A 20,446-nucleotide genomic window follows, 5' to 3' on the forward strand; every position below is an offset into this window, starting at 1 on the left:
TACCCGCGGGTATCGCATGTGTCTCCGGGGACATACGCTCGGTCGTATGACGGAGTCGAAGGCAGCGAAGGCAGCGAAGGCGGAATCGGTGGCCCCCGCCGCCGCCCCCGGGACCGACCACACCGGCGGCGAGCCCGTGGACAGCGGCCCGGTGACCCCCGAGCCGGTGACCCCCGAGCCGGTGGGCACCAACCCCACCAACCCCACCAACCCCACCGCCCCCGCACCGCCGGGCGCCCGTACCGCCGCCGATGTGGTCACGCCCGAGGTGGTCGCCCAGCTCATCCGTGGCGTCATCGGCTCCCGCCGTACCGCCAACCACACGCCCTTCACCGGCGAGAAGCTGGCCGATCTGCCCGAGTCCACGCCCGAGGACGTGGCGTTGGCGTACGAGCGCGCCCGCGCCGCCCAGCCCGTCTGGGCCGCGACCCCGGTCCGGGTCCGCGCCGCCGTCCTGCTGCGCTTCCACGATCTGCTGCTGGAACGCCAGGCGGAGGTTCTCGACCTGGTCCAACTGGAGACCGGCAAGGCCCGACTGCACGCCCATGAGGAGGTGCAGGCCGTCGCGCTCGCCGCCCGCCACTACGGCCGCCGCGCGCCCGCCTATCTGCGCCCCCGCCGCCACACGGGTGTCGTCCCGGTGCTCACCAGGACGACCGAACTGCGCCACCCGCGCGGCGTCATCGGCCAGATCGCCCCCTGGAACTACCCGCTGGAGCTGTCCGTCGGCGATGCGCTGCCCGCGTTCGTCGCTGGTAACGCGGTGGTGATGAAGCCCGACACCGAGACCGCGCTGACCGCGCTCTGGGCCCGTGACCTGCTGATCGAGGCGGGGCTGCCCGCCGAGGTCTTTCAGGTGGTACTCGGCGACGGCCCGGTCGTCGGCCCCGAGGTCGTCAGGCACGCCGACTACGTCTCCTTCACCGGCTCCACCCGCACCGGCCGCGAGGTCGCGCGGGGCGCGGCGGACCGGCTGATCGGGGTCTCCCTCGAACTCGGCGGCAAGAACGCCATGCTCGTCCTGGCCGACGCGGACATCGAGAAGGCCGCGTACGGCGCGATCCGCTCCTGTTTCTCGTCGGCCGGACAGCTCTGCATCTCCATCGAGCGGCTGTATGTGCACGAGTCGGTGGCCGACCGTTTCGTGGAGCGGTTCGCGGCCCGTACCCGGGCGATGCGCCTCGGCGCCTCCCTCTCGTACGGGGCGGACATGGGTTCCCTCGTCGGTGAGCGCCAGTTGGAGACCGTCACCCGTCATGTGGACGAGGCGGTGGCGAAGGGCGCCACCGTGATCACGGGCGGTGTGCCGCGCCCCGACATCGGCCCGCTGTTCTACGAGCCGACCATTCTCGACGGCGTCGAGCCGCCGATGGCGGTCTGCACGGAGGAGACCTTCGGTCCGGTGGTCTCGATCTACCGTTTCACCGACGAGGACGAGGCCGTCGAGCGGGCCAACGCCACCGCGTACGGGCTGAACGCGAGCGTCTGGACGCGCGACGGCCGGCGCGGGCATGAGATCGCCGCCCGGCTGCGGGCGGGCACGGTCAACATCAACGAGGCGTATGCGGCGGCGTACGGCAGTGTCCAGTCACCCATGGGCGGAATGAAGGATTCCGGTCTGGGGCGGCGGCACGGCTCGGAGGGCATCCTCAAGTACACCGAGGCGCAGACGGTCGCCGAGCAGCGGCTGGTCCCACTCGCACCGGCGTTCGGCATGGACGATGAGAAGTACGCGGCCTTCATGAGCCGTTCGCTGCGAGTGATGAAGGCGCTGCGGCTGCGCTGATCCCCGCCGTCGCTGATCCCCCCTTTTTCTGCTCCCCGTTTCCGCTTCCCTCGTCGACGATCCTCCGTCGACGCGTCGCCGATCCCCGTTCGACACGTTTCCACCTGGTGAGGAGAGCGATGTCCGAGGTGTCCGGGTCCGCCCGGCGTGGTGCCACGTACGACTACGACGTGATCGTCATCGGTTCGGGGTTCGGCGGCTCGGTCGCCGCGCTGCGGCTCACCGAGAAGGGCTACCGGGTCGGCGTGCTGGAGGCGGGCCGCCGCTTCACCCGCGAGACCCTGCCCAGGAACTCATGGGACCTGCGGAACTTCCTGTGGGCCCCGTCGCTCGGACTCTTCGGCATCCAGCGGATCCATCTGCTGGGCAAGGTGATGGTGCTGGCGGGCGCGGGCGTCGGCGGCGGTTCGCTGAACTACGCCAACACCCTCTACGTACCGCCGACGGCGTTCTTCCAGGATCCGCAGTGGAAGGACATCACCGACTGGCAGGAGGAGCTGAAGCCGTACTACGACCAGGCGCGGCGGATGCTCGGCGTCCGACTCAACCCGACGATGACACCGTCCGACGTGCACCTCCGGGCGACGGCGCGGGCGATGGGCGTCGGTGACACCTTCCACCGCGCGCCGGTGGGGGTGTTCTTCGGCGACGGCGGCGACGCCGACGGCGCCGTGTCGGCGGCCCCCGGCGAAGAGGTGGCCGACCCGTACTTCGGGGGAGCGGGTCCGGCGCGGCGGGCGTGCCGGGAGTGCGGCGAGTGCATGACGGGTTGCCGCCACGGCGCGAAGAACACCCTCAACGAGAACTATCTCCATCTCGCCGAGCGGGCGGGCGCGGTGGTCCATCCGATGACGACGGTCGTCACCCTCACCGAGGACGCCCGGGGCGGCTTCGCGGTGGGCACACTGCCCAGCGACCGGCGGCGGAAGGGGAAGGGGCGGACGTTCACGGCGGGCCGGGTGGTCGTCGCCGCGGGTACGTACGGGACACAGAGCCTGCTGCACCGGATGAAGGACACCGGGCTGCTGCCGAGGATCTCGGCCCGGCTGGGCGAGCTGACGCGCACCAACTCGGAGGCGCTGGTCGGCGCGCAGACGGACGACCGGCGCTACCGTCGGCGCCACGGCGGGGAGCGGGTGGACTTCACCCGGGGGGTCGCCATCACCTCCTCCATCCACCCCGACGCCAACACCCACATCGAACCGGTGCGCTACGGCAAGGGCTCCAACGCGATGGGTGGACTGACGATCCTCCAGGTGCCGTACCGGGTACGGGGGCGAGCGGCCGGCTGGCTCGGGAACATGGCCAGGCATCCGGTGCTGGCGGTGCGGTCGCTCTCGGTCCGCCGCTGGTCCGAGCGGACGATCATCGGTCTGGTGATGCAGTCCCTGGACAACTCCCTGACGACTTACCGCAAACCGGGCGGACTGGGTAAGGGGCTCCTCACGGCCCGGCAGGGGCACGGCGCGCCGAACCCGACCCAGATCCCGGAGGCGACCCGGGCGGCGTCGCTGCTCGCGGAGGAGATCAACGGCTTCGCCGGCTCCAACGTCGGCGAGTTGATGGGCACCCCGCTGACCGCCCACTTCCTGGGCGGCTGCCCGATCGGCGCGACAGCCGAGTCGGGCGTGATCGACCCGTACCACCGGCTCTTCGGCCATCCGGGGGTGTCGGTGGTGGACGGCGCCTCGGTGTCGGCGAACCTCGGGGTGAACCCGTCCCTGACGATCACGGCCCAGGCGGAGCGGGCGATGTCCCTGTGGCCGAACAAGGGCGAGAGCGATACCCGTCCGACGCCGGGAGCGGAGTACGTACGGTTGACTCCGGTGCGGCCCGTGTCGCCGGTGGTGCCGGAGGGGGCGTTCGGGGAGTTGCGGCTGCCGTTCCTGGGGATGCCGACGTTTCCGCCCGCAGCGGGTCCGCCCCCGACGAGTCCACCTCCGACGTTTCCGCCTCCGAACTGAGGACCGGCCGCCGTGCGAGCCGGGGCGCACGCGGAGCCGCACAGACGGAGCCGTACGCCTGGAGTCGCCCGCAGGGCCGCACACGCAGAGGGGTCGTACACACAGGAGGGCCGCTGCACCCCCCTCCGAGTGCAGCGGCCCCACTGAGCCTTGTCGTGCGTGAGTGCCCTGGGGCCGTTCCGAGATGGAGACGCACGGGTGAGGCTGTCGGTACGCATGGTTGACCCGTGGATGGGTGCAAGGGTTGCGCCCGGCAGGACGGGAACTTGATGTGGCATGGGTCACACCGCCCTGTGGGTGCCTGATCGACGGCGGCGGGCGCCCGGTCGACGGTGCCGCGGGCCGAGCGTGCCGAGAGTGCCGAGCGTGCCGAGCCGCGACCGTCCTGGTCGGCGCCGTACGAGACGGGCTCGCGGACACGCGGAAGCGGGATGCATGACGGAAGCGGCATGCATGACGGGAGCGGGCCGCGTGGCGGGAGCGGTGCGCCGCCCCGAGGATCCGGCGAGTCCCCAGCGGTGAGGAGCGGGATCGCGGTCGGCGGCCGTAGCGGGCCGGATCGCGGTCGGCTCCGGGCGTCCCCGGAGCCGACCGCGTGGAGTGACCGGGCTGCTGTCCCCTGCCGACCGGTCACATGCGCCGGAGCGAGGTCCCACGACGCACCAGTAGGTACGTCACACGCTCCGGCGGGGAGCCACGCGTGGTTTCCTTCCAGGCCCCGCGCCTGGCTGGCACGGACATCGGTACCAACGAAGTCCTGCGGTGGGCGGTCACGCGCCGTACGAGTGAGAGCGCGTCCGAACTCAGATCCGCCCCCGGCACAGCTCCAGCAGCGTCATCGCCAGCGGCGTACCCGGCTTGCCGAGGGCATCGCGGAAATGACTGAGGACCTCCATCTCGCGCGACAGGTTCACGCGTCGGCCTCCGGAGGAGATACGCGCCTCCTGGATCACCGCCGACACCGCCATCCGTTCCTGTACGAGTCCGATGATCCGGTCGTCCAGCGCGTCGATCCGGTCACGGGCGCCTGCGATCAGTTGCGCGGCGTCCTCGGTGCGGGCCCCGGTCTTCTCCACCACCGTCTTCTCCGTGCCGGTCCTCGTGCCGGTCTTCGCCGGTGCCGTCGCCCGGGTCGGCTGCGCTGTCTGGGTCGTCTGGGTCGTCTGGGGGGTGGTCATGTCTCTGGGCTCCTGTGTGTCACGTCACCCCGGAGTCGACCGGCCCGGAAACAGCAGAACGCCCCGGGCCTGTCGGCCCGGGGCGCCTGGGAAGTCGCTTGTCAGTTGCTCAAGCAGCACGACCATGGCAGCCGGACGGGCCGGGTGCCATAGGTAAAGACGGAGGTTAGCTGCGTGAACATGGGCACATTATGGCCCCGGCCCCCGCCCCGAACCAACGGGCGGCCCGGATGATGAGACAAGAAGCCCTCCCACACCTCGGTAGAATTGGTCGAACCGAACCCCATCGCCGGAAGGCCGCCAGTGTCATCAGCGCCCCCCGCTGCCGCGCCCGATGTCGTACTCGTCGTCGACTTCGGCGCGCAGTACGCCCAGCTCATCGCCCGTCGCGTCCGTGAGGCCCGGGTCTACAGCGAGATCGTCCCGGCCACGATGCCGGTGGCCGAGATGCTGGCCAAGAACCCCAAGGCGATCATCCTCTCCGGCGGGCCGTCCTCCGTCTACGCCGAGGCCGCTCCGCGCCTCGACCGGGCGATCTTCGAGGCCGGGGTCCCCGTCTTCGGCATGTGCTACGGCTTCCAGCTGATGGCGACCACGCTCGGCGGCACCGTCGACAACACCGGCGCGCGGGAGTACGGACGTACCCCCCTGCATGTCACCAAGGCCGGCTCGACCCTCTTCGAGGGCACCCCGACCGAGCAGCCGGTGTGGATGTCACACGGCGACGCCTGCTCCGCCGCGCCCGAGGGCTTCACCGTCACCGCGTCCACCGACGTCGTGCCGGTCGCCGCCTTCGAGAACGACGAGAAGAAGCTGTACGGCGTCCAGTACCACCCCGAGGTGATGCACTCCACCCACGGGCAGCAGATCCTGGAGCACTTCCTGTACCGGGGCGCGGGCATCGAACCGACCTGGACCACCGGAAATGTCATCGATGAGCAGATGGCGATCATCCGTGAGCAGGTCGGCACCAAGCGCGCGATCTGCGGCCTCTCCGGTGGGGTGGACTCCGCCGTCGCCGCCGCGCTCGTGCAGAAGGCCATCGGTTCGCAGCTCACCTGCGTCTATGTCGACCACGGGCTGATGCGCAAGGGCGAGACCGAGCAGGTCGAGAAGGACTTCGTCGCGGCCACCGGTGTCCAGCTCAAGGTCGTCGACGCACAGGAGCGATTCCTGAGCGCGCTCGCCGGGGTCTCCGACCCCGAGGAGAAGCGGAAGATCATCGGGCGCGAGTTCATCCGCGTCTTCGAGCAGGCGCAGGCCGAGATCGTGGCCGAGGGCGCGGCCGACGGCGAGGACGTCGCGTTCCTCGTCCAGGGCACCCTCTACCCGGACGTGGTCGAGTCCGGCGGCGGCACCGGCACCGCCAACATCAAGTCGCACCACAATGTGGGCGGGCTCCCCGAGGACCTGGAGTTCGAGCTCGTCGAACCGCTGCGCCAGCTCTTCAAGGACGAGGTCCGCATGGTCGGACAGGAGCTGGGCCTGCCGGAGGAGATCGTCCAGCGACAGCCCTTCCCGGGCCCCGGCCTCGGCATCCGGATCGTCGGCGAGGTCACCCGCGACCGTCTTGACCTGCTGCGCGAGGCCGACGCTATTGCCCGGGAGGAACTGACAGCGGCCGGTCTCGACCGTGAGATCTGGCAGTGCCCGGTGGTACTCCTCGCCGATGTCCGCAGTGTCGGCGTCCAGGGTGACGGCCGCACCTACGGACACCCGATCGTGCTGCGCCCCGTCTCCTCCGAGGACGCCATGACGGCGGACTGGACGCGGATGCCGTACGACGTGCTCGCGAAGATCTCGACCCGCATCACCAATGAGGTCGCCGACGTCAACCGGGTGGTGCTGGATGTGACCAGCAAGCCCCCGGGCACCATCGAGTGGGAGTGACTCCCAGCCGCTGAAGCCGTCCGGCAGAGCCGCCACCGTCTCCGGTGGCGGCTCTGCCGCGTCCCGCCACCGGCCTTCAGCCGGTCTCCCACCGGCCTTTCGCTTGGACCCCGCGCCGGTCTCCCACCGGCCTTTCGCTTGGACCCCGCGCCGGTCTCCCACCGGTCTCTCGTCCGATCCGTGCCGATCTTTCGGCAGCTTCTCGCCGGGCCCGCATCGATCTTTCGCCGGGCCGCGCTCTGGTCAGTTGTGATGTCCGGCGCTACCTTCCGCCCCATGACCGAGATGTCGCTGAGTGGTTCGCCCGCGCCGATCCCCGTCGACCGGCTGCGCTTCGCCCTCCCCCCGGTGCACGACTCCCCGGCCGCGGAGCGCGCCCACCGCAAGTCCCGGCTCGCCGGAGCGCTGCGCCTCTTCGGCCGGTTCGGGTACGAGGAAGGGGTGTCTGGCCACATCACCGCACGGGATCCGGAATTCGCCGACTGCTTCTGGGTCAACCCGTTCGGGATGCCGTTTACGCGGATCACCGCCGATGATCTGGTGCTGGTGAACGAGCGCGGGCAGGTGGTCGCCGGGCGGTACCACGTCAATCAGGCCGCCTTCGTGGTCCACGCCCAGGTGCACCGCGCCCGGCCCGATGTCGTCGCCGTCGCCCACACCCACTCCGTCCATGGGCGGGCCCTCGCCGCGCTCGGCGAGCTGATTGAGCCGATCACCCAGGAGGCGTGTGCCTTCTACGAGGACCACGCGCTGGTCGACCGGTACACCGGAGTGATCGTCGACGAGGAGGAGGGACAGCAGATCGCCACCGCTCTGGGGCCGTACAAAGGTGTCGTCCTGCGCAATCACGGGCTGCTGACCGTCGGCGACTCGGTCGACGCCGCCGCCTGGTGGTTCATCTCCATGGAACGCTGCGCCCAGGTCCAGCTCACCGCCCGGGCCGCGGGCAAACCGCTGCTGATCGACCACCGGGACGCGGTCGCCACCCGGGAGCAGCTCGGCACCGATCTGGTCGCCTGGATCAACTACCAGCCACTGTGGCGGCAGGTGGACGACACGGGGCCCGGACGGGCCGGCTAGGCCCCGGTCCACCGCCCCGGGGGCAGCGCTGCTCCGGCCATACGCCCTGGGCGACGGGCCCCGGGGCCGGGGCCGGACCTCCCTCGGCCTACGGGACGGCCTGGCCGCCGCTGGTGCTCGCCGGGGACTCCGGCCCCTCACTCGGCGCCCGGGTCGCGGCGCGGCGGCGCCGTACGTCCTGGTGTGCGAAGGTCACCGCCCCGGCCAGGGCCAGACCACCGAAGACGACCGGGAGGACCACGAACCACGGGATCTGCCAGAGGTCGCCCGCGTCACCCGCGTACAGCAGGGTCGCGGTTAGGGCGGCCACACCCTGGACGGCGCGGCCCGGACTGAACTCGTGCGCGATCGCCGGGCGGCTCTTCCGTGAGTCCTCGGACTCATGTCGTGGCACGGCTGACCTCCACCTGTCCGACGCCGACTTCAAGACTCAACTCAAGCGTGCCCGACGGCTTCGCGCCCTTGGGCGCGGGCAGCGTTAGCTGCCGCTTCTGGTCGGGGGAGATGTCGATGTCGTTCTTCTTCGCCTCGCCCGGCAGCTTGATATCGCCGAAACCGGCCTCCACCTGCAACTTCACCGAGGCGTCCTTGGGTATGAGGACCTTGAGTCGGCCGGCGCCGACCTCGGCCCCGGTGGAAACCGTCTGTCCGCCGGGGACCGTGAGGGTGGAGAGGTCGAGGGTGGCTATCCCCGCCCCCAGCTCGTACCGCGGCTGGACCGTGGTGATGGAGGACGGATTCCACTCGGTGCGCGCCCACTCCGTGGTGATCTGCTTCGGAAGCGCTGCCGCGCCCGCCAGCAGGACCGCCGTGATCGCCGTCATCAGTGTCGTGCCGAAGCCCGTACGGCCCAGGAAGGAACTGATCACCATCCCGAGGCCGAACACACCCAGCGCGCAGACCAGCCCGATCTGGATGCTGGTGCCCAGCGGACCGGTCTCCCAGCTCAGCCGGATGCCGAGGAAGCCCGCGACCATCGCCAGGGTGAAGACCGTGCCGCCGATGCAGCGCGGACCTGGGGTGCCCGCCGACGACGGGCCCTTCTCCTGTGCCGCGCCCGTCGGGTCCGCTCCGTCGTCCGGGCCCCAGAGATAGCCGGTCGGAGGGCCCGTCGTGCCGTCCTTGGTGACCGGGTCCCGCCACCACGACGGGCTGTCGGGCGCGGGCGGCGCCTTGGTCTCCGGCGGCGCCTCGGCGACCGCGTGGGCCGTCGCCGCGTCGAGCGGGCCGCTGTCAGGGGTGACGGAACGGCGCCGCAGGGACCACACCGCGGCGCCGGACACGGCGAGACCCAGCATCGCGGCGAAGGTGAGGGTGCCGCCGCTGTTCAACATGGTGAGGAAGAGTCCACAGCCGATGAGGGCCAGGAACAGCGCGGTGAGGGCCGCCCCCTCGACCCGCCCGGTCAGCAGGCGGCGGGCCTCGTTCTCCTCCTCGTCCTCCAGGGGGATCAGCAGCCAGGCGAAGCCGTAGAAGATCAGGCCGACACCACCGGTCACTCCGAGGACACCGATCACGATCCGGAAGATCACCGGGTCGATGTCGAAGTACCTGCCGAGGCCGCCGCAGACACCGCCCAGCATCTTCTGGCGGGACATCCGGCGCAGGGGGCGGGTCTCGGGCGGCCCGCCAGGCGGCGGCGGCTCCGGACGAGGGCCCGACGGCGCGCCCGGATCAGCTCCGCGGCGCTCCGAGGGAGCCCCCAGAGACGCGGACGGTCCGGCCGGCCGGGCGTGGGTCGGGCCCGGCTCGGCGCCGGCCGGCTTCCGCCGTGCGTCGGTCCGCGCCGGCTCCGGGCCGGACGGTCCTTCCGGCATCGCGCCCCGCGGAGTGGTCGGGCCGTTCATACGTCCATCTCCCGGCACGCCGTGGTGGTCGGCTGAGTCATACGTCCATGGTGACGGGCCGAGGTCGTGGATGGCACCCGAGTCGACCCTGGCCCTTCCCTGATATCCATCCCTGATTCCCGATCGGTTCACGGGGGTGTCTAGGGGTCGGTTTCGGGGTCGCCCCTGATGTCGCCGCGCCGCAGCCCGTGTGACGATCGAACCATGCCCGCCGCCATGCCTCGACCCGCCACATCCTCGCGCGCCGCCGCGCCCGAGGAAGCACCGCCGCGCAAGCTCTACCGCAGCGCCGACGGCCGCCTCCTCGGCGGTGTGGCCCGGGGGCTCGCCGGCCATCTCGGTCTGCCCGTCATCTGGGTCCGGCTGGTCTTCCTCGGCCTCTTCATGGCCGACGGCCTCGGCGTGCTGTTGTACGCGGTCTTCTGGATCGTCGTTCCGCTCGGCGTCGGCGGCAAGGTGACCGAGCCGCGCTCCGTCTTCGAGGTCACCGCCGACGGCCGGCGCCGGCTCCGCAAGCCCGACGCGGGGCAGCTGTTCGCGATGGTGGCACTGATCGTCGGTGCCGCGATATTCGTCGGCAATCTCGACTCCGGCCGTGGGACCAACCGCTATGTCTGGCCCACGCTGCTGATAGGCGCCGGTGTGGTCCTGGTGTGGCGGCAGGCGGACAACGCCCGGCGGGCCCGCTGGACCGAGACCGGGCGCCGGCGCGGGTTGTTGCGGCTCGCCCGCGCGCTCGCCGGCGTGGCCCTCGTCGGTATGGGCATCACCGTCTTCATGGTGGTCCGTGGCTCGGCCGCCCAACTCGGCAATGTGCTGACCGCCGCCATCGCCGTGATCGCCGGTGTCGCGCTGCTCGCCGGACCCTGGCTGGTGCGGATGACACAGGACCTCTCGGAGGAGCGGACCATGCGTATCCGCGCCCAGGAGCGGGCGGAAGTCGCCGCCCACGTCCACGACTCGGTGCTGCACACCCTCACCCTCATACAGCGCAACGCGGACGACGCGGGCGAGGTCCGCCGCCTCGCCCGCGCCCAGGAGCGTGAGCTGCGCAACTGGCTCTACAAGCCCGAGGGGACGGGCAAGGACGAGGACGAGGAGCCGGACACCCTCGCGGAGGCGGTGAAGAAGGCCGCCGCCGAGGTCGAGGACAAGCACGGCGTCCCGCTGGAGGTCGTGGTCGTCGGTGACTGCCCGCTCGACGACCGGCTGGTGGCGCAGATGCAAGCAGCGCGCGAGGCGATGGTGAACGCGGCCAAGTACGGTGGCGAGGGCGGCGCGGTCCAGGTCTTCGCCGAAGTCGACGGTCGTACCGTCTATGTGTCGGTACGGGACCGGGGGCCGGGTTTCGATCTGGACTCCGTGCCTGACGACAGAATGGGCGTCAGGGAATCGATCATCGGCCGGATGCAGCGCAACGGCGGTACGGCTCGACTCCGTCCGGCACCCGGTGGTGGCACGGAAGTGGAGCTGGAGATGGAGAGGGCGGCGGACGAATGACGACCGATGCGACGGAGGAGAGCGTGGAGCGGCGGGTGCGGGTGGTGCTCGTCGACGACCACCGGATGTTCCGTACGGGAGTGCAGGCGGAGATCGGCCAGACCGATCGGACGGGCGTGGAGGTCATCGGCGAGGCCGCCGATGTGGACCAGGCCGTCACCGTGATCACGGCGACCCGCCCCGAGGTCGTCCTGCTGGACGTCCATCTGCCGGGCGGCGGCGGGGTGGAAGTGCTGCGGCGCTGTGCCTCGATGATGGCGGCGGTGGAGGATCCGGTGCGGTTCCTCGCGCTCTCCGTCTCGGACGCGGCGGAGGACGTCATCGGGGTGATCCGCGGTGGCGCCCGCGGCTATGTCACCAAGACGATCACCGGCACGGATCTGGTGGACTCGATCTTCCGGGTCCAGGAGGGCGATGCGGTCTTCTCCCCGAGGCTGGCCGGCTTCGTCCTCGACGCCTTCGCCTCGACGGACGCGCCCCCGATCGACGAGGACCTCGACCGGCTCACCCAGCGAGAGCGCGAGGTGCTGCGACTGATCGCCCGGGGTTACGCCTACAAGGAGATCGCCAAACAGCTCTTCATCTCGGTGAAGACGGTCGAGTCGCATGTCTCCGCCGTGCTGCGCAAGCTTCAGTTGTCGAACCGTCACGAGCTGACGAGGTGGGCGACGGCCCGTCGGCTGGTCTGACCCGGGCTGACATCCGCGCCCGCCACGAGGGCGCGAGCGCGGATGCCGCTTGCGAGCGGCTGAGCGGGGGAGTCGACTTCCGGCCGTCCGGTGCTGCGGAACGCCCTGCCGTCTTAAGGGGACCCGGCTAAGGTCGGTGTGTTCTTTGAGCGTCATGGCACGGTCCGCGCCCAGGCCCTCAGCGCCGAGGAGCCCGCGCGGCTCATCGAAGACTTGGCGGAGGGGCTATGAGCGGCCTGTTGCACGGGATCACATCGAGCTGTGCCGACACCGGCGGTGGCGGCACGAGCGGCGGTGGAGGCGCGGGGGCCGTCCGCTGGCGCAAGTCCAGTCATAGTGCGAGCGGCGCCGGCCAGTGCGTCGAGGTCGCCGCCCACGCCCGTACGGTCCGGGTCCGCGACTCCAAGAACGCTTGCGGCCCGCAGTTGGGGCTCGGCCCCCGCGCCTGGACGGTCTTCGTCGCGTACGCGGCGCTCCAGGGGGACTGAGCGACCGACCGGCCCCCCGCTCGCCGGGGGGCACCCCCGTCCCGTCCCCGTACGCCGGTCTGCCAAAAACGCGCCAGACATGGACCGAGGCCGCGTCGGGTCGGGCATCAGGCAGGCCGGGTCGGGTCGGTCAGGCAGGCCGGGGCGGGTTGGTCAGGCTGGGCGGGTCGCCCCGGCGAAGGGCATCTGGTCGACCGGCGCGATCCGGATGGGCGCCCCGGGACGCGGTGCGTGGATCATCCTGCCGTCGCCGATGTAGAGGCCGACATGGCTGACGCCCTCGAAGAAGAAGACCAGGTCACCGGGGGCGAGTTCGGATCGCCCCACCCGCTGCCCCGCGTTGATCTGTGCGTACGAGGTGCGGGGGAGCGAGACTCCGGCTGCCTTCCAGGCCGCCTGGGTCAGCCCCGAGCAGTCGTACGCCCCCGGCCCCGTCGCGCCCCAGACGTACGGCTTCCCGATCGCCCCGTGCGCGTACGAGACGGCCTGCGCGGCCCGCGCGTTGGGGGCCTGGACCCGGTGCGCCGAGGGTGACCCGCCCCTGTCCGTGCCGGCCGCCCGGTAGTCGGCTCGCTGAGCGGCCGTCAGCCTCCTCAGCAGTCCTTCGGCGGACGTCAGCTTCCGGCTGATCGTGGCGCGGTGGCGTGCCAATTCGGCCCGCTGGTCCCCGAGGTCCGCCATGCGTTCCTCGGCCCGCGCCCTGACCTGCGCGATCTCCACCAACTGGCGGCGCACTCCGGAGACGGCGGCGGACTGCCGGTCGCCGACGCGTTCGGCGACCGAGGCGCGGTTCAGATACTCGTCCGGCGCGGAGGTGAGGGCGAGCCGTACCGCCGGATCCATGGTCCCGGCCCGGTACTGGGCGGTGGCGATGGACCCCAGCGCGTTGCGGGAGGCGTTGAGCCGGTCGGTGCGGCGGGCGGCCTCGTCCCGCAGCCGGTTGAGCGACTCCTGCTCGCGCGCGCTCTCTTCCTTGGTCTCGTTGTACCGCTCCGTCGTCGCCTCGGCCTCCTGGTACAGCTTGTCGACCTTGGCCTTGATCTGCGCGGGGGTGAGCGTGGGCTCGGCCTGCCCGGTGCCGTTGAACGCGGTGGCGGTGGCCGCACCGGCGAGCGCGATGGTGGTCGCGGTCCGGGCGGCCTGCCCGGTGAACGGATACTGCCTGGGTTTCCTGGGCTTCCGATGCTTCCGGTGCGCAGCCACGAGGCCGTCCACGTCCTTCCGTCTTGCTTCCGTCTTGCCGTTTTTGTCTGTCACGGGGTCCTCGGCAGGACGCTAAGCCTCGACGTCACGGGTATGCGGCGTAAGGACGGATTCTGGTCAAAGGTGGACATCATGCTCCGCTTTATGTGAGCGCGATGGCCGGAGTGGATCTCTTTGTCGCACCACTGTGACCGATGCGGCAGATGAGGCTTACCTGCCTCAAGGGCGGTGATACGGGCAGGGCTAGGCTCCGCGCCATGGATGTACTCATCAATGTCTTCGTCGCCCTGCACATCATCGGCATCGCGTCCTTGCTGGGCGGATTCCTCACGCAGATGAAGGCGATGGGGGCCGGAACGGCCCGTTTCGGCCCGGCGATGCTGCACGGGGCGCTGATGATGCTGATCACGGGCGTCGCGCTGGTCGGCCTGAATCAGGCCGACGATCAGACGGTGAACAACATAAAGATCGGCATCAAAATGGCGGTCCTGGTGGTGATCCTGGGCCTGGTCTATGTGAAGCGGGACGAGGAGACCGTGGAGAAGCCGCTGTTCGGCGCCGTGGGCGGACTGACGGTCACGAACATCTTCATCGCGACGGTCTGGACCTGAGGATCGCGGCGGTCTGAGGATCGCGGCGGTCCGGACCCGAGCGCGTCCGACCTCAAGATCGGCCAGGAGTGCGAAGCCCTCGCACGGTGACCGGACGAGTTCGGGGGGCGACCTGCTGTGATCGACCTGCTGTGATCGAGGTGGGCCCGGGGGGCGCCCCCCGGCCGGCGGGCGGCCGGGGGCGGGCCCTCATGAGCGGCGCGAGTGGCCTCGGGCCGCCACCGGATCGCCGCGGAATGCGAATGCGGCGGCGAGCTGTCAGTGGCTCGGCCTAGACTCGGAGAGCGATGAGCAGCCTCTTTGACGATCACTTCCTGGCAAACCTCCAGCCCCAGTCGGAGGAGCCCCCGCCGCCCGAGGACCACGAGGACCATGAGGGCCCCGATGGTCAGGCCCGCGAGGAGATTCCCGACGATCTCTTCCAGGGCGCCTTCGACGTGCCTCCGGCCCGGGACGCGTACTACCGCGACGGCGCCCCGCGCACCGTCGTGGACCCCGCCGCCCTCCTCGAAGGGCTGAATGACGAGCAGCGCGCCGCCGTGACGCACACCGGCTCGCCCCTGCTCATCGTCGCCGGGGCAGGATCGGGCAAGACCCGGGTGCTGACCCACCGGATCGCCCATCTGCTGGGCACCCGCAGCGTTCACCCCGGACAGATACTGGCGATCACCTTCACCAATAAGGCCGCCGGTGAGATGAAGGAGCGTGTCGAGCAGCTCGTCGGCCCGCGCGCCAACGCCATGTGGGTCTCCACCTTCCACAGCGCCTGTGTGCGCATCCTGCGCCGTGAGTCCAAGAAGCTCGGTTTCACCTCCTCGTTCTCGATCTACGACGCGGCCGATTCCAAGCGGCTGATGGCGCTGGTCTGCCGGGACCTCGATCTCGACCCCAAGAAGTTCCCGCCGAAGTCGTTCAGCGCCAAGATCTCGAATCTCAAGAACGAGCTGATCGACGAGGAGACCTACGCCGACCAGGCCACGAGCGCCGGGGGCGGGTTCGAGAAGACGCTCGCCGACGCGTACCGGATGTACCAGGGGCGGCTGCGCGAGGCCAACGCCCTGGACTTCGACGACATCATCATGACCACCGTCCATCTGCTCCAGGCGTTCCCGGACGTCGCCGAGCACTACCGGCGGCGTTTCCGACACGTCCTGGTGGACGAGTACCAGGACACCAACCACGCTCAGTACACACTCGTGCGCGAGCTGGTGGGCGCGGGGTATGAGGACCTGCCCCCCGCCGAGCTGTGCGTCGTGGGCGACGCCGACCAGTCGATCTACGCCTTCCGGGGCGCGACCATCCGCAACATCCTCCAGTTCGAGGAGGACTACCCGAACGCGACGACGATCCTGCTGGAGCAGAACTACCGCTCCACGCAGACGATCCTCTCCGCCGCCAACGCCGTCATCGAGCGCAATGAGAGCCGCCGCCCCAAGAACCTCTGGACGAACGAGGGCGCGGGCGCGCGGATCACCGGCTATGTCGCCGACACCGAGCACGACGAGGCGCAGTTCATCGCCGACGAGATCGACCGGCTGACGGACGCGGGCGACGCCAAGGCCGGCGATGTCGCCCTCTTCTACCGGACGAACGCACAGTCCCGTGTCTTCGAAGAGATCTTCATCCGGGTCGGCCTGCCGTACAAGGTCGTCGGCGGGGTCCGCTTCTACGAGCGCAAGGAAGTCCGGGACGTCCTCGCGTATCTGCGTGTCCTGTCCAATCCCGAGGACAGCGTCCCGCTGCGCCGCATCCTCAATGTGCCCAAGCGCGGCATCGGCGACCGGGCCGAAGCGATGATCGACGCGCTCGCGCAGCGCGAGCGCGTCACCTTCCCGCAGGCACTGCGCCGCGTGGACGAGGCGTACGGCATGGCCGCCCGGTCGGCGAACGCCGTCAAGCGTTTCAACGTGCTGATGGAAGAGCTGCGGACGATCGTCGACTCCGGCGCGGGTCCCGCGGTGGTCCTGGAGGCGGTCCTGGAGCGGACCGGCTATCTCGCCGAGCTCCAGGCGTCGACCGACCCGCAGGACGAGACCCGTATCGAGAACCTTCAAGAACTCGCCGCGGTGGCGCTGGAGTTCGAGCAGGGGCGCGGCGAGGCGGCCGACGGGGAAGAGGCCGGTACCGGCACCCTCTCCGAGTTCCTGGAGCAGGTCGCGCTCGTCGCCGACTCCGACCAGATCCCGGACGAGGACGAGGACGGTTCCGGGGTCATCACCCTGATGACGCTGCACACCGCCAAGGGGCTGGAGTTCCCGGTGGTCTTCCTGACCGGTATGGAGGACGGCGTCTTCCCGCATATGCGCGCCCTCGGCGAGGTGAAGGAGCTGGAGGAGGAGCGCCGGCTGGCGTACGTCGGCATCACCCGCGCCCGTGAGCGGCTCTATCTGACGCGGTCGTTGATGCGGAGTGCGTGGGGTCAGCCCTCGTACAACCCGCCGTCGCGGTTCCTGGAGGAGATCCCGGGACAGCACCTGGAGTGGAAGCGTACGGGGCCGATGGCCGCACCGGCCGGACCGACCGCCGGTCTCGGGGGGCGGCTGTCCTCGGCGCCGTCGTCGCGCGGACGGAACTCGGGCGCCTCCGGGTTCGCCACCCGGCGCGGTGCGTCAGAGAAGCCGGTGGTGTCGTTGGCGATCGGTGACCGGGTCACTCATGACCAGTTCGGTCTGGGGACCGTGGTGGAAGTGAAGGGCTCTGGCTCGGACGCCCAGGCGACGATCGACTTCGGTGACGAGAAGCCGAAGCGACTGCTGCTGAGGTACGCGCCGGTCGACAAGCTCTGAGTCGCGGCCGATCACCGGGGCGGGGCGGGGCCGAACCAGGGCTGGGCAGGCCGGGGCCGGTGGGCCTCGGCTCATGGGCCCCGACCGGCGATGGTCCCCTCGGCGGCGGGGGACCGGAGTCGGTGATCGATCAGAGCAGGTGACTGACCGAAGGCCGTTGAGACGACCGATGCCCGGTGCGCGACGGAGGGTCGTGGAACGAGCGAGACCTCCACGGTGAAGTGGAGACCTCGCTCGGGACGGCCGTCGTCGTGACGGCGAGTGGAGTGCGGAGGAGCGCCGGGGAGCCTACGTCGGGTCGAGGCCGTGGCCCCGGAGCCAGTTCAGCGGGTTGATCGTCGAACCGCCGCCCGGACGGACCTCGAAGTGGAGGTGGGGCCCGGTCGAGTTGCCGGAGTTGCCGGCGTATCCGATGACATCGCCCGCCTTGACCGCCCCGGACCGGATCTTCGCGCTGCTCAGATGGCAGTACCAGGTCTCGGTGCCATCGGGAGCGGTCAGGATGATCATGTTGCCGTAGGCGCCGTTCCACTGCGTACGGACGGTGCCGTCGGTCGCGGCGTACACCTCGGCGCCGTACGGGACGGGGAAGTCGATCCCGGTGTGCAGGGCCATCCAGTTGATGCCGGACTGGCCGTAGTACGTGCTCAGGCCCTTCTGCTTCACCGGCAGGGCGTACTTGGGGCGCAGCGCCTCGCGGCGCTTGACCTCATCCTCGCGCTTCTTCCGGTCCGCCTCCTGGCGCACCTTGAGGTCGATGCGCTCCTGGGTGCGGGAGGCGCGGTCGCCGAAGTCGCGGGCCTCGGCGCTGAGCGCGGCGAGCTGGGTGTCCATCTTGCTGTTCGCGGCGACCGACTTCGCGGACGGCGTGTCGGCGGCGGCGAGTTGGGTGGAGGTGTCCTTCTTGGTCTCGCCGCTGTTGGCGAGGCCCCCGACGGAAGCGGCGGCGATGCCCGCGACACCCATCACACAGGCGGAGGGGACGGCGACGGTCAGCAGCGCGGAGCGCTTGGCGGGGGTACGGCGGCGGCCGCGGCCCCCGTTCGTACCGGCTCTGCGTACGGGGCGAGGGGTGACGGGTGCCACGCCCACGATGGGGTCCAGTTCGGCTTCCGGCTCCAGGGCCGGGTGGGCGCCGGTGTCGGATTCGCCGTCGATGCCCTGGCCGGTGCCGGGCTCGGCATGGAAGCCGGCCCGGTGATCGAGGTCTTCCGGTGTCGGGTCGTCGGTGCGCCGGTACTCCGGGGTCTCGCTGTAGTCGGGCGAATCGGGGCCGGCATCCCGGGCGAGCCGCTGGTTCAGTTCGTCGCTGAACTCGTCACCGAACTCCGCCGTGTACTCGCGCTCGGGTGTGAACTCCGGCTGCCCGGCCTCCCGCTGCCCGAAATCCTGTTCGGGCGCGAACTCCGGTTCGCCGGTGAAGCCCCGCTCGGCCGGGAAATCGCGCTCGGCGCTGAAGTCCCGCCCGGCGCTGAAGTCCTGCTCGTGGCCGAATTGCTCCGGTACGACGGTCTCCATGGCGCCTGTGTTCCAGGCGGTGGCGTCATAGGCGCCGGTATCGAAGGTGGTCGTGGCCCACTGTCCCGTGGTGTCGTACGAGAAGGTGGCCGCGGCCGTTTCGTACTGGGCCGGCGTGACCGACTGCGGTCCGGACTGGTTCCACGCGGACGCGTCCCACTGTCCGGTGCCGTCGTACTGCCCCGACGGGTCGTACTCGGCGGGAACGGCGTACTGGCCGGTCGTGTCGTACTGACCAGCCGAGGTGTCGTACGGATCGGCCGTGCCGTACTGCTCCGCGGTGTCGTACCGGTCCGCGGTCTCGTACGGGGGGAACTGCTCTGCCTGCTGCGGTGTGGCGTAGAGGTCGTAGCCGCCGGTGGTCTGGTGCGACCCGGTGTCCCACTGCGAGGAGTCGTACTGCCCGCTGTGGCCGGCTTCGTAAGGCGAGGCGCCCGGGTCGCCCGGGATGACACCGAAGAGCGGATCGGCGTCGAAGCTGCCTGTGGGGGTGTTGTCGTGGCCGACGTACCCGGCGTGGGCGTGCTGGTCGTTCACCAACTTCTCTCTCGCCTCGGCAGCAGGACCTGGATTCTGGGGCCATGGAACGCGTGGGTCCCAGAGGGGAACCAGTGGCGCGACTGTACCCGGCGGTATGCGACGGCGACAATCTTCCCGAGGTTTTGGGCAATCAGGAAACGGGCATTCGAGCGTCTTTTGGGGGACGCCGGACGCAGCTTTGGCCCTATGTTCGAAATTCGTTCGACAGTCCGTTGCGCGGTGTGCCCTCCGACGGTGGGAGAGGGGGCGTCAGGCGACCGAGATGACCTCCGGGGTGCCGGCCGCCGACGCGTTGGTCTCCAGGGCTTGGCGGATACCGGCGGCGACGGCGGGATGCACGGGCAGGGCGAGATGGCCGATGCCGCTGACCCGCACGTTCTCCGTGATGAGGTCCGGGTGGTCGAGCCGGGCCGTCTCGATCGGCACCATCCACTGGTCGAGGTCGCTCCAGAAGCTCACGCAACGGGTTCGGCAGCCCGGCGCGGGGGCGCGCAACTCCTCGATCACGGCGGAGCCGGGGCGCATCTGGCGCACGATGGGGTGCGCGCTCGCGAGCGGGGCGACTGTCGTGCCCGAATGGGGGGTGCCGAGGGTGACGAGCGTGCGGACCCTGCGGTCACCACCGAGGCGCTGGATGTAGTAGCGGGCGATCAGTCCGCCGAGGCTGTGGCCGACGATATCGACTTCGCTGCGGCCGGTGCGGGCGCAGATCTTCTCGATGTGCCGGGCGAGTAGTTCGGCCGCCGCGCGGATATCGCAGGTCAGCGGTGAGTAGTTGAGGCAGGCGAGATGCCGCCAGCCGTGCCGGGCCAGGGAGCGCCGGAGCAGTACGAAGACGGAGCGATTGTCGACGAAGCCGTGGAGCATGACGACGGGCGGATGGTCTTCGTGGCCGACCGGCAGGGGAGTGGGGGCCGATTCGACCGACTCGTCGGACTTCTCTTCGGCGCCGCCGACCTCCTCGGCGCGGGGACGCCCGCGGGGGGACGGGGCGCGGGCCGGTCGTCGGTGCCGTACGGGGCCCGGTGTCGGGTCGAGGGCCTGGTCCGTGGAGCGGTCGGGAGCGCCTTCGGGGCCGGGGGAGCGGCTGGGGACGGGGTCGGGGCCGGGGGCTGAAGGGAGGGGGGCAGCCGGGAGGGGTTCTGTCGGGAGGGGGTCGGGGGTGGGGTCTTCGAAGATCTCCGGGGTCGCGTGCTCGGATACGAGACCCGAGGGGTAGAGCAGTACGTGCCCGGCGAGGATCGCCAGCTCAAGGGCGGTGGCACGCAGGGTGTCGGGGCGCAGACTCGGCAGGCTCAGAGGGAAGAACGGCGGAACCTTCATGGCCGACCTCCGTACGACACGCGGGAGACGGCTTCACTCCGTC

Annotated in this window: 15 protein-coding genes; 9 read left to right on the forward strand and 6 right to left on the reverse strand. The window is 70.6% G+C overall.

The genetic code is table 11. From position 1 onward, the window contains the following. The first annotated feature begins 46 nt into the window (after positions 1–46). Positions 47–1,786 (forward strand): succinic semialdehyde dehydrogenase, encoded by a 1,740-nt coding sequence (locus tag ACH4S7_RS08375; RefSeq protein WP_398520320.1) that lies wholly within the window; start codon positions 47–49, stop codon positions 1,784–1,786. A gap of 119 nt (positions 1,787–1,905) precedes the next feature. Then, the gene (locus tag ACH4S7_RS08380) at positions 1,906–3,750 is read left to right on the forward strand and encodes a GMC family oxidoreductase N-terminal domain-containing protein (protein ID WP_398520321.1); all 1,845 of its coding nucleotides are present in this window, start codon (positions 1,906–1,908) and stop codon (positions 3,748–3,750) included. 803 nt (positions 3,751–4,553) lie between these two features. Here ACH4S7_RS08380 and ACH4S7_RS08385 read toward each other — a convergent pair. Beyond that, a complete protein-coding gene (locus tag ACH4S7_RS08385; RefSeq protein WP_398520322.1) occupies positions 4,554–4,928 on the reverse strand; it encodes a chorismate mutase in 375 nt (124 codons plus the stop codon). A 303-nt stretch (positions 4,929–5,231) separates the two neighbouring features. Between ACH4S7_RS08385 and guaA the strand changes: the two genes are divergently transcribed. Continuing rightward, on the forward strand, positions 5,232–6,818 hold the full coding sequence (gene guaA, locus ACH4S7_RS08390) for a glutamine-hydrolyzing GMP synthase (RefSeq protein ID WP_398520323.1): 1,587 nt from the start codon (positions 5,232–5,234) through the stop codon (positions 6,816–6,818). 276 nt (positions 6,819–7,094) lie between these two features. Next, positions 7,095–7,898 carry a class II aldolase/adducin family protein gene (locus ACH4S7_RS08395; RefSeq protein WP_398520324.1) on the forward strand — a complete coding sequence of 268 codons (804 nt, stop codon included), beginning with the start codon at positions 7,095–7,097 and terminating at the stop codon, positions 7,896–7,898. An 88-nt stretch (positions 7,899–7,986) separates the two neighbouring features. On the opposite strand, the gene ACH4S7_RS08400 is transcribed toward ACH4S7_RS08395, so the two are convergent. Together ACH4S7_RS08400 and ACH4S7_RS08405 are read right to left on the reverse strand one after the other, a co-directional pair. Further along, the gene (locus tag ACH4S7_RS08400; protein ID WP_398520325.1) at positions 7,987–8,292 is read right to left on the reverse strand and encodes a hypothetical protein; all 306 of its coding nucleotides are present in this window, start codon (positions 8,290–8,292) and stop codon (positions 7,987–7,989) included. Then, positions 8,279–9,496, reverse strand: a complete 1,218-nt coding sequence (locus tag ACH4S7_RS08405) for a PspC domain-containing protein (protein WP_398520326.1) — start codon at positions 9,494–9,496, stop codon at positions 8,279–8,281. Before ACH4S7_RS08405 ends, ACH4S7_RS08400 begins: the two co-directional genes overlap by 14 nt. A 453-nt stretch (positions 9,497–9,949) precedes the next feature. Between ACH4S7_RS08405 and ACH4S7_RS08410 the strand changes: the two genes are divergently transcribed. From ACH4S7_RS08410 to ACH4S7_RS08420, 3 genes are all read left to right on the forward strand, one after another. Beyond that, positions 9,950–11,245 (forward strand): PspC domain-containing protein, encoded by a 1,296-nt coding sequence (locus ACH4S7_RS08410; RefSeq protein WP_398520327.1) that lies wholly within the window; start codon positions 9,950–9,952, stop codon positions 11,243–11,245. Further along, positions 11,242–11,934 (forward strand): LuxR C-terminal-related transcriptional regulator, encoded by a 693-nt coding sequence (locus tag ACH4S7_RS08415; RefSeq protein ID WP_398520328.1) that lies wholly within the window; start codon positions 11,242–11,244, stop codon positions 11,932–11,934. The genes ACH4S7_RS08410 and ACH4S7_RS08415 overlap by 4 nt, the downstream gene beginning before the upstream one ends. A 227-nt stretch (positions 11,935–12,161) precedes the next feature. Beyond that, on the forward strand, positions 12,162–12,422 hold the full coding sequence (locus ACH4S7_RS08420; protein WP_398520329.1) for a DUF397 domain-containing protein: 261 nt from the start codon (positions 12,162–12,164) through the stop codon (positions 12,420–12,422). 153 nt (positions 12,423–12,575) lie between these two features. On the opposite strand, the gene ACH4S7_RS08425 is transcribed toward ACH4S7_RS08420, so the two are convergent. After that, on the reverse strand, positions 12,576–13,625 hold the full coding sequence (locus tag ACH4S7_RS08425) for an NlpC/P60 family protein (protein WP_398520704.1): 1,050 nt from the start codon (positions 13,623–13,625) through the stop codon (positions 12,576–12,578). Positions 13,626–13,882: 257 nt separating this feature from the next. Here ACH4S7_RS08425 and ACH4S7_RS08430 point away from each other — a divergent pair, with 257 nt between their 5' ends. Then, positions 13,883–14,236 (forward strand): hypothetical protein, encoded by a 354-nt coding sequence (locus ACH4S7_RS08430; protein ID WP_398520330.1) that lies wholly within the window; start codon positions 13,883–13,885, stop codon positions 14,234–14,236. A 287-nt stretch (positions 14,237–14,523) separates the two neighbouring features. After that, positions 14,524–17,022: a DNA helicase PcrA gene (pcrA, locus tag ACH4S7_RS08435; RefSeq protein ID WP_398520331.1), complete on the forward strand. Its 2,499-nt coding sequence runs from the start codon at positions 14,524–14,526 to the stop codon at positions 17,020–17,022. A gap of 288 nt (positions 17,023–17,310) precedes the next feature. Here pcrA and ACH4S7_RS08440 read toward each other — a convergent pair whose 3' ends face one another. After that, positions 17,311–19,077 (reverse strand): M23 family metallopeptidase, encoded by a 1,767-nt coding sequence (locus ACH4S7_RS08440; RefSeq protein WP_398520332.1) that lies wholly within the window; start codon positions 19,075–19,077, stop codon positions 17,311–17,313. A gap of 252 nt (positions 19,078–19,329) precedes the next feature. After that, on the reverse strand, positions 19,330–20,403 hold the full coding sequence (locus tag ACH4S7_RS08445) for an alpha/beta fold hydrolase (RefSeq protein ID WP_398520333.1): 1,074 nt from the start codon (positions 20,401–20,403) through the stop codon (positions 19,330–19,332). Positions 20,404–20,446 lie beyond the last annotated feature (43 nt).

This window comes from Streptomyces sp. NPDC020965 (assembly GCF_044333555.1).
Classification (GTDB): Bacteria; Actinomycetota; Actinomycetes; order Streptomycetales; family Streptomycetaceae; genus Streptomyces.

Bases quoted from the DNA above. Each gene is read 5' to 3' on its own strand.
- ACH4S7_RS08375 (WP_398520320.1), top strand. From the start codon at position 47: ATGACGGAGTCGAAGGCAGCGAAGGCAGCGAAGGCGGAATCGGTGGCC.
- ACH4S7_RS08445 (WP_398520333.1), bottom strand. From the start codon at position 20,403: ATGAAGGTTCCGCCGTTCTTCCCTCTGAGCCTGCCGAGTCTGCGCCCC.
- ACH4S7_RS08410 (WP_398520327.1), top strand. From the start codon at position 9,950: ATGCCCGCCGCCATGCCTCGACCCGCCACATCCTCGCGCGCCGCCGCG.
- ACH4S7_RS08385 (WP_398520322.1), bottom strand. From the start codon at position 4,928: ATGACCACCCCCCAGACGACCCAGACGACCCAGACAGCGCAGCCGACC.
- ACH4S7_RS08395 (WP_398520324.1), top strand. From the start codon at position 7,095: ATGACCGAGATGTCGCTGAGTGGTTCGCCCGCGCCGATCCCCGTCGAC.
- ACH4S7_RS08405 (WP_398520326.1), bottom strand. From the start codon at position 9,496: ATGTCCCGCCAGAAGATGCTGGGCGGTGTCTGCGGCGGCCTCGGCAGG.
- ACH4S7_RS08415 (WP_398520328.1), top strand. From the start codon at position 11,242: ATGACGACCGATGCGACGGAGGAGAGCGTGGAGCGGCGGGTGCGGGTG.
- pcrA (WP_398520331.1), top strand. From the start codon at position 14,524: ATGAGCAGCCTCTTTGACGATCACTTCCTGGCAAACCTCCAGCCCCAG.
- ACH4S7_RS08430 (WP_398520330.1), top strand. From the start codon at position 13,883: ATGGATGTACTCATCAATGTCTTCGTCGCCCTGCACATCATCGGCATC.
- ACH4S7_RS08420 (WP_398520329.1), top strand. From the start codon at position 12,162: ATGAGCGGCCTGTTGCACGGGATCACATCGAGCTGTGCCGACACCGGC.
- ACH4S7_RS08380 (WP_398520321.1), top strand. From the start codon at position 1,906: ATGTCCGAGGTGTCCGGGTCCGCCCGGCGTGGTGCCACGTACGACTAC.